A 13,319-nucleotide genomic window follows, 5' to 3' on the forward strand; every position below is an offset into this window, starting at 1 on the left:
CGGAACAAGGATAGCCAGCCGTGCAGACAACCGTCGTCACCCCTACGGCCCTGGATGCCGAGGACGCCGAGCAGCGCCATCGTCGCCAGGAAGCCCTGGCGGCCTATGGCCTGCTCGATGGCCAGCCGGAACCGGCCCTCGACGACCTGGTGGAACTGGCTGCGACCCTTTGCGAGACGCCCATCGCCGCGGTCAACCTGCTTGGCGAACAGCAGCAGCTGTTCATCGCCGAACGCGGCCTGGGCGTGGCGGAAATCCCCCTGGCCCTGTCTTTCTGCCAACACCTGCATGCGGCCCAGGAGGCGCGGCAGATCGAGGACCTCAGCCAGGATCCGCGCTTCGTTGACAACCCCTTGGTGACCGATCCGGCGGGCCTGAGATTCTATGCCGGTGCGCCACTGCGCACCGCCGAGGGCGTCTTTCTCGGCACCCTGTGCGTGCTGGACTGGCAACCACGCGACCTGAGCCCGGCGCGGCTGACCGGCCTCGAACGCCTTGCCCGCCAGGTACTGCGTCTGTTCGAGGCCCGACTGCCGGCGACCTCGCCCACGCGGCACAGTACCCTCGACGAGACCCACTACCGCGCCCTGATGGACGTCAACCCGCAGATCATCTGGTTCGCCCGGCCCGATGGCACCTTCGAGTACGCCAATCGCTACTGGTACGAATACAGCGGCCTGAGCCCCGCCAGCACCGTCGCCGATCCCGATCTCTGGGCCGATGCCATCCACCCCGACCACCGCCCGCACCTGTTGCGGCGCTGGCGTGAGGTGCGCCAGCAGCGCGTCGCCGGCAGTCTGGAATTGCAGCTGCGTGATGCCCAGGGTCGCTATCGCTGGTTTGAAACCCGCACCATGCCCTTCACCAACGCCAGCGGCGAGATCGAGCACTGGGTGGGCGTGGCCCAGGACATCGACAGCCGCAAGCGGGCGGAAACGGCGCTCCGCGAAAGCGAGGCCTTCGCCCACCTGCTGCTGGAATCCACCCACGAAGGCTTCTGCGCCCTGGATCGCGAGTGCCGCGCGACCCTGTGCAATCGCGCCTTCCGCCAGATGCTCGGATTGACCGAGGAGCGTGACATCCTTGGCGACCGCCTGGACACCCGGCTCAGCTCCGCCCGCAGCGAAGACGGCGCCCGGGCGCTGCAGCGCGCCGCCAGCGAAGGTGCCACCCTGCACCTCTCCGCCGACGCCCTGCTGCGCGAGGACGGCAGCCTGCTACCGGTGGAATGGCGCGCCCAGCCGCTCTGGCGTGACGGCAAGGTCCAGGGCGCCATCTGTACCTTCGTCGATCTCAGCGAGCGTATCCGCAGCCATGACCGCCAGCGCTTCCTGCTCGAACTGGGCGACCTGCTGCACGGCGTGACCAATACGGGGGAGGTCGCCTCGGTGCTGGGCGACAGCCTGGGCCATCTGCTGGCCGTACAGCGCATCGGCTATGCCCGCGTTGGTCACGACGGTAGCCTGACCATCGACAGCGACTGGCTCGAACAGGGGCGCACCCATCGCCTCAACCTGCCCAGCCTGGGCCACTGGCATACCTCGGCAGTGGAAGAGCTACGCCGCGGCATCATCGTCAGCGTGGAAGACAGCGCCCAGGACGAACGCCTGGGCGCGATGCGCAGCCAGCTGGTCGAACATGGCGTCCGAGCCGGCCTGGTGGTGCCGCTGCTGGCCGAGGAACAGCTGGTCGGCCTGCTGTTCCTCTATGCCGGCACGCCCCGCCACTGGACCATTGGCGATGTGGCCCTGGTGCGCGAGGTGGCCGAACGCATCCGCATCGTCATCGAGCGCACCGCCGCCGCCGATGCCCTGCGCCTGGCCGAGCAGCGCATCGCCCTGGCCATGGACGTGGCCGACCTGGGCGTCTGGGACTATGACATCGACCGCGACCTGATCAGCTGGGATACGCGGCTCGCCCATCTGGTAGGCGCCGCCGAAGGCCGCTGCTCCCTGCGCGGCGGCGCCCTGCTGCGCGCCCTGCACCCCGCGGATGCACCACGGGTACGTGCCTACGTGAGCGCCGCCATCCAGGACGGCGGCAATGCCTATGACCTGCGGCTGACCTTTCGCGTGCGCAGCTCGCGCCAGGGCGAGCCGGTGTGGCTCAGCATCCGCGGGCGCGAGCGCCTGGAGCCCGGCGGTCAGCGCCGCCTGGTGGGCATCGCCCGCGACATCACCCGCGAACGCCATGACGCCGATCGCATCAGCGAGACCAATCGCCAGCTGCGTCGCCAGATCGAGGAACGACGTGAAGCCGAAGCCCGCCAGCATGCCCTCATCGAGCTGGGGGATCGGTTGCGCGAAGGCGATCCGGAAAGCACGGGAGTGGCCGCCGCCCTGGAATTGGTGGGCACGCGCCTGGGCCTGCGCCGGGTCGGTTATGCGCGGCTGGAGGAAAGCCGGGGCGCCTTCGTCCCACAACAGATGTGGACGCCCAATGGCAGTCTCGATCAGGCCCTGGCCTATCCGCTGCTCGCCCCTGACAGCCTGGGCAACCAGGAAGGCGAGGCGCCCCTGGTCATCGACGACGTCAGCCAGGATCCGCGCGCCCAGGCCAATGCCCAGCGCCTGCTCGATCTGGAGATCGCGGCGCTGGTCGACATCCCGCTCTACGAGGATGGCCGCCTGCGCGCGCTGTTCGTCGCCCATGACCAGCGCGCCCGGCTGTGGACGGAAGGTGAGGTGCAATTCCTGCGCGATGTCACCGACCGGCTCTGGTCGGCCATCTGCCGACAACGCTCCCAGGACGCCCAGCGCGAGAGCGAGGGCCGCTTCCGGCTCATGGCCGACAGCGCCCCGGTGCTGATCTGGGCCTGCGATGCGGACGGCCAGCTGCAATTCGTCAACCAGCGCTTCGCCAGCGAATTCGACCTGCACGACGCCGACCTGCACGACCAGGGCTGGAGCGCCCTGCTCCCGGAGACCGAGTGCCCGGCTTTCGAGGGGACCTTCAAGCAGGCCATCGCCACCCACAGCGCCCTGCGCGCCGAGGTACGGGTGCGCAATGCCCAGGGTGAGTGGCGCTGGCTGCGCCTGGAAGGCACGCCGCGGCTGGAGCTCGACGGGGAATTCCACGGCCTGGTGGGCTGTGGCGTGGACGTGACCGAGGCGCGGCAGACCACCGACCAGCTGGAGCAGCGCATCGCCGAACGCACCCAGGAACTGGGGCGCAGCCATGCGCGGCTGATCGCCGAAATCTACGAACGCGAGCGCACCGAGGAAGCCCTGCGCCAGTCGCAGAAGATGGAAGCCATCGGCCAGCTCACCGGCGGTATCGCTCACGACTTCAACAACATGCTCACCGGCATCGTCGGTGCCCTGGACCTGATCCGCTTGCGCATTGCCAATGGGCGTACCCAGGACCTGGATCGCTACATCAACGCCGCGGTGAATTCGGCCGACCGCGCCGCTGCCCTGACCCACCGACTACTGGCCTTCGCCCGCCGCCAGACCCTGGACCCGCAACCGGTGGACGTGCACCAGCTGGTCGCCTCGCTGCAGGACCTGCTGGTGCGCACGGTGGGCGAAAACGTCGCCTTGCGCCTGGATCTCGCGCCGGTCGCCTGGCTCGCCCACAGCGATACCCACCAGTTGGAAAACGCCCTGCTCAACCTGGTCATCAACGGCCGCGACGCCATGCCCGCGGGCGGCGAGCTGTGCATCGCCACCGCCAATCTCAGCCTGGATGGCGAGGCGGCCGCACGCGAATCCCTGGCGCCGGGCGACTACGTACGCCTGAGCGTGGCCGACACTGGCACCGGCATGCCGCCGGAGGTCAAGGCCAAGGCCTTCGAGCCCTTCTTCACCACCAAGCCGGCCGGCCAGGGCACGGGGCTCGGCCTGTCGATGATCTATGGCTTCGTCAAGCAGTCCGGCGGTACCGCACGCATCGACACCGAGCAGGGCCAGGGCACCACCATCAGCCTCTACCTGCCCCGCCACCCGGAAGTGGTCGCGGAGCACGACGACAAGCCCACGACAAAAGTCGCGCCCCGCGCCGAGGCCGGCCAGACCGTGCTGGTGGTAGAGGACGAATACGCGGTGCGCATGATCGTGCTGGAGGTACTCGCCGAACTGGGCTACACCGCCCTGGAGGCAAGCGACGCCGACAGCGCCCTGCCGATCATCGAAAGCGGCCAGCGGCTGGATCTGCTCATCAGCGATGTCGGCCTGCCCGGTATGAATGGGCGCCAGCTCGCCGAAATCGCCCGTGGTCGGCGACCCGAGCTCAAGGTGCTGTTCATCACCGGCTATGCCAAGAATGCCAAGGTGCGCGGCGAATTCCTCGGCGAGAACATGGACATGCTGATCAAGCCGTTCGACATCGACGCCCTGGCCGAACGTATCCACAGCATGATCCAGCGCTAGGCTGATGCAGCGGCCTGGAACTCAGCGGACGTCTGAGCTCTCTATAGGAGACCTCAAGAAGGAGATCTCATCCATGCGCCTGAAGAAGCTTGCTCTGGTTTCCCTGATCGGTCTGCCGCTGCTGGCCGCGACCACCGCCGCCAATGCGGATGCGCGGTTCTGGCGGCATGCCGCGACCCTGGGGGCGACCTCCGGCTCGTTCTATACCACCAGCCGTGACGACCACAAGATCGTTGCCGCCACCCAGGACGACGCCAGCTCCTACCTGGCCAGCAACGGCCAGATCCGTGGCCCCTACCTGGAAGCCGCGCTGCGCGACATGCGCGCCGCCGAGCCGGGCCTGCAGGCCAGCGACAATGATCTCGCCATGCGCATCCTGACCCAGTAAGGGCCAGGCAAAAAAGAACCCCGCCGGTCATGCCGTGCGGGGTTCTTTTTTGCCTGTTGCCTGGGCGTGAGGCTGTCGCCTCAGCTCTCGCTGGCCTGGCGATAGCCTTCGGCATCGAGCAGCTTATCCAGCTCGGCCGGATCCTGCGGCTTGAGCTTGAAGAACCAGGCACCATAGGGCTCGCCGTTAACCTGCTCGGGAGCGTCGGCCAGGGCATCGTTGATGGCGATGACCTCACCGCTCACCGGAGCGTAGATGTCCGACGCTGCCTTGACCGACTCCACCACCCCGGCCTGCTCGCCAGCGCCCAGGGTCTTGCCGACTTCCGGCAGTTCGATGAACACCACATCGCCCAAGGCCTCCTGGGCATGATCGGAAATGCCGACGGTAACGCTACCATCGGCTTCCAGGCGCGCCCATTCGTGGCTGGCGGCATAACGCAGGTCGGCGGGAATCTGGCTCATGAGGGGTCCTCGGGACTGGCACGGTTAAAACTCAAGGGTAGCCTGCCGACCCCGAGGACCGCCATCGCTGGCTGGGGTTAATTGGGCCCGATTCGTGTGCAGCTGCTGTTGTCGACGTACTTCTTAAGCGTCGCCCACTGGGGGCGATCCACGCCATTGATGGGCTCCACCGCCAGGTTGTAGTTGCCCCAACCCGGGCCGGCGGCCCAGTAGCTGGCCGGGATGCAGTGCTGCTTGAGATAGGCCAGTATGTTGTCCATGGCCACCAGCCAACGCGGATCGTCATCGGGTACGCCGAATTCGCCGATGTAGCCCTGCTTGCCGTTCTTCTTCAGCCAGTCGACGAAGGGCTTGACGCGATTCACCCCGACCATGGGATCGAAGCCGCTCATGTCCTTGCTCGCATACTGGCCACCGCCGTCGTTGTCGAAATAGACGTGGGCGGAAAAGATCAGCTTGTCCGCCGGGTCCTTGAGCGCCAGCAGCGGATCGTTCCACTGTGGCCAGCGCGAGGCGCTGGACCAGCCATTGCCCTCGACGATGATGGGATGGACGCTGTCCATGGTGCGGATGCCGTTGATGCCATGCTGGGCGGCGGTCGGCCAGAAGGCCACGGCGTCGTGGGGCTCGTTCATGATGTCGTAGCCGTAGAGCGCCGGATGCTTGCCGAAGCGAAAGGCCAGGCGATAGGTCACATCCCAGTAGTTGAAGTAGGTGACCTTGCCGGCGCCGATGACTTCGCCGCGATACCGCGCATAGTTGTGCAGGTCGAGGATCACCTTGACGCCGTACTTCTGCGCGTAATTGAGCGTCTGGGTGACCAGCGCGCCATAGTCCGGATCCAGCATTGAGTTCAGCTTGGGTTGGATACGCTCCCAGATGATCGGAAAGCGCACCAGCTTGATGCCCTTGGCGCTCCAGTCCTTGAAGTGCTGCTCGCTGGGAAAGATGTAGTTGCGGTTGTTGATACCGGGCAGCACCTGGCTGGCGAAGCCGGCACCGGAAAAGTTCAGACCGACCAGTTCGACCGCCTGGGCCGAACCGAAGAGGGCGCTGCTCAGGGCCAGGGTGCCGGCCAGACGCAGGGAAAACTGGCGCAAGCGCCGGGTAAGGGATTGCATGACTGCACCTGTGAAAAGAAATGCGCCCCGCCCCCGCAACCTAGCGAGTTCTGGCATGAGCGAGCTCAGGCGGCCGCGTCCTCCTGCGGCGCCGCGTGGTGCGACTTCGTCGTCATTGTTGGAGGTAGCTATCGGCGTCAGCACCCGCAGCTTGAGTGAATATTTCCTTTCAAAAACAATTGGTTGCCGATGTATTTGTGTCAGATTGCCGGCGCTTTGCAGCCGTATTTGCCGCAGGGGAGCTAACGCCTTGAATCAACAGGACTTTCTGTATCCACAAAAAGACAGAAGGGCCTGGATAGTCCTCAAAAAGACCAGCAATGTGGATACAGTCATTTTTCAAATCGCCTACCCTAATCACTTCAGAGGCTCAGCAGGCCTCCACTACCCCTGGCCCGGAACGTTCTCCTGACCCTGGGCTCTACCCCTGCGAGCCCCCGCGAGAGCCCTGCCATGCCCCTTAGCGCGCCCTACCCCGCTCATACCCTGACCCTGACACTGGCCTTGGTGACCGCTACCCTGCTCGGCTGCGGCGAGACCGCCCAGTTGCAGCGCGACGCCGGCTATGGCCCGACGCCGACCCTGCCGGCGCCACACAAGACCCTGCTGCCGACAGTCAACGTGGCGCCAGCGGTCGGCTGGCCCGAGGGCGGCAAGCCCATCGCCGCGCCGGGCACCCAGGTCCAGGCCTTCGCCCGCGGCCTGGACCATCCGCGCTGGCTCTATGTACTGCCCAATGGCGATGTGCTGGTGGCGGAAAGCAATGCCCCCAAGCGCGACGACTTTCCCGGCATCAAGGGCTGGATCGCCGGTCTGTTCATGAAGAAAGCAGGCGCCGGGGTGCCCAGTGCCGACCGCATCACCCTGCTGCGTGATGCCGACGGCGATGGTGTCGCCGAGACCCGCACCCTCTTCGCCGAGCACCTCCATTCGCCCTTCGGCATGGCGCTGGTGGGCGAGGACTTCTATGTCGCCAACGCCGATGCCCTGGTGCGCTTCACCTATCGCCCCGGTGCCACCCACCTGGAAGGCCAGGGCACCAAGGTCACCGACCTGCCGGCCGGCATCAATCACCACTGGACCAAGAACGTCATCGCCAGCCGCGATGGCCAGAAGCTCTACCTCACCGTCGGCTCCAACAGCAACGTCGGCGAGAACGGCCTGGATATCGAGCAGGGGCGCGCCGCCATCTGGGAGCTGGACCGTGCCTCGGGCCAGAAGCGTCTGTTCGCCACCGGCCTGCGCAATCCCAACGGCCTGGACTGGGAGCCCACCACTGGCAAACTCTGGACGGTGGTCAACGAGCGCGACGAAATCGGTAGCGATCTGGTGCCCGACTACGCTACCTCGGTGCAGGACGGCGGCTTCTATGGCTGGCCCTACAGCTACTGGGGTCAGCACCTGGACAGCCGAGTGCAACCGCCACGACCGGACCTGGTGGCCAAGGCCCTTACCCCCGACTACGCCCTGGGCAGCCACACCGCCTCCCTGGGACTGGCCTTCGCCAGCGCTGACACTCGGTTCCCCGAGGCTTTCCATCAGGGCCTGTTCATCGGCCAGCATGGCTCCTGGAATCGTGATCCCAAGAGCGGCTACAAGGTCATCTTCGTACCCTTCCAGGACGGGAAGCCCAGCGGCCCACCACGGGACCTGCTGACCGGCTTCCTCAACGCCAAGGAAGAGGCCCAGGGGCGCCCGGTCGGGGTGGTCAACGACGGCCGCGGCGGTCTGCTGGTGGCCGACGACGTCGGCAACACGATCTGGCGGGTCAGCGCCCCGCCACGCTAGGCGCTACCCCTTTGTTAATCCGTCCTTAAGCGCCTCGGACTAATCTTGAGCCTGACCATCCTGGGGGATGGTCACCGCTCTTGCCGTGGCAGGCCCGGAGCGGTACAACCGCTCCACCGCCTGGGAAAATCCGATGAGAATACTGCTGGCCGAAGACGACATGCTGCTGGGCGACGGCATCCGCGCCGGCCTGGCCCTGGAAGGCGACACCGTCGACTGGGTGACCGATGGCCAGGCCGCCCAGGCCGCGCTGGAGACCGATCCCTTCGACTTGGTGGTGCTCGACATCGGCCTGCCCCGCCGCTCGGGACTGGAGGTCCTGGCCGGCCTGCGCAAGCGCGGCGACGCCACCCCGGTGCTGATCCTCACCGCTCGGGACAAGGTCACCGACCGGGTCACCGGCCTGGACACCGGCGCCGACGACTACCTGACCAAACCCTTCGATCTCGACGAACTGCTTGCCCGCGTGCGCGCCCTTACCCGGCGCAGCGCCGGTCGGGCGCTGCCGCACCTGGAGCACAACGAGCTGCGCGTCGATCCGGCCACCCACCGGGTGACCCTGGCTGGCCAGCCCGTCGAGCTGGCACCACGGGAATACGCCCTGCTGCGCCTGTTGCTGGAAAACATGGGCAAGGTGCTCTCGCGCAATCGCCTGGAGCAGGCCCTTTACGGCTGGGATGGCGATGTCGAGAGCAACGCCATCGAGGTTCATATCCATCACCTCAGGCGCAAGCTCGGCACCAGCCTGATCCGCACCGTGCGCGGCATCGGCTATGGCATCGACCAGCCCGAGCGGCCGGCGCCGTGAACGACGGTCCGGCGATCTCGCTGCGGCGGCGCCTGCTGACGCTGCTACTGTGCGGGATCTTCGCCTGCTGGCTGATCGCCGCCCTGGTAACCTATCAGTTGGTCCTGCGCCAGGTGAATCGCCTGGCAGACGAGGACATGCTCGACTTCGGCGCGGCGGCGCTGCACCTGGCCACCCTTGGCGAAGGCAATGACCATACCCTGCCGCCCGAGGCCCGCGCCCTGGAGCGCAGCCGCACGGCCATCGCCGATCTGCCACTGTTCAAGCGGCGCAATGCCCTGGGCTATCTGCTGCAGGCCGGCGACCAGCGCCTCGGCACCCTGGCCCCGCCAGCCGGTCTGGTGAATCAACCGGCCGGCTTCAGCAGCCTGCTGGCCGAAGGACAACACTGGCGCGTGCTGCGCCTGAGCAGCGGCGACGGACGCATCTGGATCTACGAAAACCTGGCCGATCGCCGCGGGGCCACCAACCTGCTGCTGCTCGGCTCGCTGTTCCCCCTGGCCTTGGCCCTACCGGTGCTGGCCGCGCTCATCTGGTTTGGCGTCACCCGTGGGCTCGATCCGCTGCGCCAGCTGGCCGCGCAGATCAAGCAGCGCTCCGCCCAGCGGCTGGAGCCGCTGCCGCTGAATCGCGTACCTTTGGAAGCCGCGGTCCTGGTCGAGGAGATCAATGCCCTGCTGCAACGCCTGGACGGTGCCCTGGAAGCCGAGCGCCGGCTGACCAGCGACGCCGCCCACGAAATTCGCACGCCCTTGGCCAGCCTGCTGACCCACACCCAGGTGGCCCTGCGTTCCAGTGATCCCCAGGCCCACGCCCGGGGCCTGGTGCAGGTGCGCCGCAGCGCCGAACGCATCAGCCAGCTGATGGAGCAGATCCTGCTCCTGGCCCGCCTGGACAGTGGCGCCTTGCAGGAACAGTTCATTCCCGTCCACCTCGGACGCCTGGCGGCGGATACCCTCTCGGAACTCGCACCGCTGGCCATCGACAAGAACATCGACCTGGTCCTGGAGGATCAGGAGGTCCAGCTGTCCGGCATTCCCACCTGGCTGGGGGTGCTGCTCACCAATCTGGTCGGCAATGCCATCCGCTACACCCCGAGCGGTGGCCAGGTGCTGGTGCGGGTCGTCGAGGATGTGCCCGGGCGGGTTCGGATCGATGTCTGTGACAGCGGACCCGGCGTCACCCCGGAAGAGCGGGCGATGATCTTCACCCGCTTCTATCGCAGCGAGAGCGCCGGTCAGAACGTCGGCAGCGGCCTGGGCCTGCCCATCGTCAAGCGCATCGTCGAAATCCATGGTGGCACTCTGCATCTGGGCGAAGGCCTGCAAGGACGCGGTCTGGGCGTGCATATCGAGCTGCCTGGGCTGGTCTGAACCAGCCGCCTACGACCAAGGCCATCTTTTATCCGGGCCGGCCTAGGGCTTACAGTGAAGGGATTCGTCAAAAGCGAATGCAGTCCTGCACCCTGGAGAGCCCGGCCCATGTCCATGATCCTGTACCACACTCCCGCCTCGCCCTTCGGTCGCAAAGTCGTGGTGATGCTCCACGAAACGGACCTGATCGAGCAGGTCGAGGTGGAAATCGTCCAGCAGACGCCACTCAATCCCAATCGCGACGTGCTCGATACCAATCCGGCCGGCAAGATTCCCGCCCTGCGCCTGGCCGATGGCACCTGCCTGCACGACAGTCGCGTCATCCTCGAATACCTGGATACCCTACACGAGCGCACCCCGCTGATCCCGCGTCAGGGCCCGGAGCGCTGGCGCCGCCTGACCCTGGCCTCGCTGTGCGACGCCATGATGGAAGCCGCGGTACAGATCCGCTACGAAAGCTTCATGCGCCCACCGGGCATGCAATGGAAGCTCTGGCTGGACAACCAGCAGGAAAAGATCGCCCGGGCGCTGGACTACTTCGAGCGCGAGGCCATCAGCGAGCTGGACGACGAATTCGACGTGGCCAGCCTCGGCATGGCCTGCCTGCTCGGCTATCTGGACTTCCGCATCCCCACCTTTGCCTGGCGCAGCGACTGCCCGCGGATCTCAGCCTGGTACGCCCGCATTAGCGAGCGGCCGTCGCTGCAGACCACGCGCCCCTGAACCAGCGCTAGGCCTGCTGCCAGAGACGCTCCAGATTGCGAAACCCCCACTCCTCCGGGTCCTCCCGCCGCACGATGCGTTCGTCGGCGGGGGGCCGGGCGAGGTCCAGCAGGCGCTGCGGCAGGGGCGTGCGCGAGCGGGCGGAAAAGAACACCCGGACCCGGGGCGTCAACAGGCTGTCCGGATGCTGCTCGACCACCACCGCCAGTTGCTCGTTGCTCAGCCGCACCAGGGAGCCGATCGGATAGATGCCCAGGGTCTTGACGAAGGCCTGGAACACCTGGGGATCGAAATGTCCCTTCCACTCCGCCATGCGCCGGATCGCTTCGGCCGGACTCCAGGCCGTCTTGTAGGGTCGCGTCGAGGACACCGCGTCGTAGACGTCGCAGACCGCCGCGATACGCGACAACAGGCTGATCTGCGTACCGGCCAGACCACGGGGATAGCCGCTGCCATCGAATTTCTCGTGATGGTGCAGACAGACGTCGATGACTTCCGCCGCCGCGCCCCACTGCCGCAGTAGGGCGACGCCGTCTTCGGGGTGCCGCCTCATCACCGCGAACTCCGCATCGGTCAGCTTGCCCGGCTTGTTGAGCACCTCAAGGGGCGTGTGCATCTTGCCCACGTCGTGCAGCAGACCGGCCTGTCCGGCCAGCCATACCTGCTCCGCCGGCAGCTCCATCTGCCGCGCCACGGCCGTCATCAGGGCGCAGACCGACACGGAATGGATGTAGGTATACTCGTCGGCCGTGCGCAGTCGCGTCAGGCTGATCAGCGCCGTGGGATGCCGCAGCACCGATGCCGAGATCTGCTCGACCACGGTCGCCACTTCGCTCAGCTCGATGGCCTGCCCCAGGCGCACGTCCTGGAACAGCCGCGCCACCTCCTGCTTGGCATGGGCGCTCACGGCGGAAGCCTGCGCCAACTCCCGAGGGCAGTTGAGGGCCGCACCCGGGGCGGTAGCGTCGGCCGTGCTGATGGGCGGCGCGGCAGCCGACGTGGGGATCGCTTCGGGCTCCACGGGCATCGGTGGCTTGGGCTGGCAATCCAGCCCCTTGGCGATATCGATCCACACGGCGGTCACGGCGCTGTCCTGGATCTTCTGCAGATCGCGCTGTTCCTGGAGCAGAAAGCGCGCCTTCCAGAACGGATGGTCGATCCAGCTGCCTTCGAACCTGTGGATGTACATGCCGAGGCAGACTTCGGCACTGGTAACCTTTTTGAGCATGGCGTTCACTTCGCAGCTTATCGGCAGCAGCCATTTGGAAGCAGATGATCGCAAACTGCCATGGCACGCTAAAGACTATCGCCCCAAGTTCTAGACGAGAGAATCCATGCACCTCCTGACCGGTATTGCCGTCTCCCTGCTACTTCTGCTGAACACCCTGGTCATGATAGGTCCGCTGATGGTGTTTGCCCTGATCAAGCTGCTGCCCAACGTCGCGCTACGCGACGTCTGCTCCCGATTGGTCACCGCCATTGCCGAAGCCTGGGCGGAAATAAACAAAGTCATCTTCGCCCGACTGACCCCGACCGTCTGGGATATCCGCGGCGCCGAAGTGCTCAGGCGTGACCGCTCTTACCTGGTCATCTGCAACCATCAGTCCTGGGTCGACATCCCCGCGCTCATCGAGACCTTCAATGGCAAGGTGCCCTACTTCAAGTTCTTCCTGAAGAAGGAACTCATCTGGGTGCCCTTCCTGGGCCTGGCCTGGTGGGCGCTCGATTATCCCTTCATGAAGAGATACACCCGGGCACAGCTGGCGCGGCGGCCGCAACTCAAGGGCGCGGACCTGGCCATCACCCGCCGTGCCTGCGAGAAATTCCGCCGCCAGCCGGTGACCATCGTCAATTACCTGGAAGGGACCCGCTTCACCGCCGCCAAACATGCCGAACAGGATTCGCCCTATCGGCACCTACTCAAACCCAAGGCCGGTGGCATGGCCTTCGTCCTCGCGGCCATGGGCGAGCAACTGGACACCCTGCTGGACGTCACCCTGGTCTATCCGGACGGACGTGTGCCCGGCTTCTGGGACCTGCTCTGCGGCCGCGTCAAACGCGTTATCATCGATATCCGCGCGCGACCGCTGGATCCGGCGCGCTGGGCGGGCGACTACAGCGAAGACGCGGAATTTCGCGCCGACTTCCAGCAGTGGGTCAGCGAGCTCTGGGCAGAAAAGGACCAGCGGATCGAGGCGTTACAAGATTCCCGCTCGCGTTGAACGAGCGGGGCACCCTGCGGCCTGCAGACAGTCAGAGTGCGGGTAGTCGGCTGTCTCGACAA

General features: G+C 66.3%; 10 protein-coding genes. 7 read left to right on the top strand and 3 right to left on the bottom strand.

Annotated elements, in window-relative coordinates; genetic code table 11:
• Positions 1-20: 20 nt before the first annotated feature.
• Together APT59_RS20245 and APT59_RS20250 are read left to right on the top strand one after the other, a co-directional pair.
• Complete coding sequence (locus tag APT59_RS20245; protein ID WP_059316483.1) at positions 21-4,370, top strand: PAS domain S-box protein; 4,350 nt, start codon at positions 21-23, stop codon at positions 4,368-4,370.
• Between the two features lie 73 nt (positions 4,371-4,443).
• On the top strand, positions 4,444-4,758 hold the full coding sequence (locus tag APT59_RS20250) for a DUF2388 domain-containing protein (protein WP_017639490.1): 315 nt from the start codon (positions 4,444-4,446) through the stop codon (positions 4,756-4,758).
• An 80-nt stretch (positions 4,759-4,838) separates the two neighbouring features.
• Here the strand turns inward: APT59_RS20250 and gcvH are convergent, their stop codons facing one another.
• Positions 4,839-5,222, bottom strand: a complete 384-nt coding sequence (gcvH, locus tag APT59_RS20255; RefSeq protein WP_059316484.1) for a glycine cleavage system protein GcvH — start codon at positions 5,220-5,222, stop codon at positions 4,839-4,841.
• 77 nt (positions 5,223-5,299) lie between these two features.
• Complete coding sequence (locus APT59_RS20260; protein ID WP_059316485.1) at positions 5,300-6,343, bottom strand: glycoside hydrolase family 5 protein; 1,044 nt, start codon at positions 6,341-6,343, stop codon at positions 5,300-5,302.
• A gap of 453 nt (positions 6,344-6,796) precedes the next feature.
• Between APT59_RS20260 and APT59_RS20265 the strand changes: the two genes are divergently transcribed.
• From APT59_RS20265 to APT59_RS20280, 4 genes are all read left to right on the top strand, one after another.
• Positions 6,797-8,131 (top strand): PQQ-dependent sugar dehydrogenase, encoded by a 1,335-nt coding sequence (locus tag APT59_RS20265; RefSeq protein WP_059316486.1) that lies wholly within the window; start codon positions 6,797-6,799, stop codon positions 8,129-8,131.
• 133 nt (positions 8,132-8,264) lie between these two features.
• Positions 8,265-8,939, top strand: a complete 675-nt coding sequence (locus APT59_RS20270) for a response regulator (protein ID WP_059316487.1) — start codon at positions 8,265-8,267, stop codon at positions 8,937-8,939.
• Positions 8,936-10,312, top strand: a complete 1,377-nt coding sequence (locus APT59_RS20275) for a sensor histidine kinase (RefSeq protein WP_059316488.1) — start codon at positions 8,936-8,938, stop codon at positions 10,310-10,312. The genes APT59_RS20270 and APT59_RS20275 overlap by 4 nt, the downstream gene beginning before the upstream one ends.
• 108 nt (positions 10,313-10,420) lie before the next feature.
• Positions 10,421-11,035, top strand: a complete 615-nt coding sequence (locus APT59_RS20280; protein WP_059316489.1) for a glutathione S-transferase family protein — start codon at positions 10,421-10,423, stop codon at positions 11,033-11,035.
• Between the two features lie 7 nt (positions 11,036-11,042).
• On the opposite strand, the gene APT59_RS20285 is transcribed toward APT59_RS20280, so the two are convergent.
• A complete protein-coding gene (locus APT59_RS20285) occupies positions 11,043-12,263 on the bottom strand; it encodes an HD-GYP domain-containing protein (RefSeq protein WP_059316490.1) in 1,221 nt (406 codons plus the stop codon).
• A 106-nt stretch (positions 12,264-12,369) separates the two neighbouring features.
• Here APT59_RS20285 and APT59_RS20290 point away from each other — a divergent pair, with 106 nt between their 5' ends.
• The gene (locus tag APT59_RS20290) at positions 12,370-13,257 is read left to right on the top strand and encodes an acyltransferase (RefSeq protein WP_059316491.1); all 888 of its coding nucleotides are present in this window, start codon (positions 12,370-12,372) and stop codon (positions 13,255-13,257) included.
• Positions 13,258-13,319 lie beyond the last annotated feature (62 nt).

This window comes from Pseudomonas oryzihabitans (assembly GCF_001518815.1).
GTDB classification, from domain to species: Bacteria; Pseudomonadota; Gammaproteobacteria; order Pseudomonadales; family Pseudomonadaceae; genus Chryseomonas; species Chryseomonas oryzihabitans_E.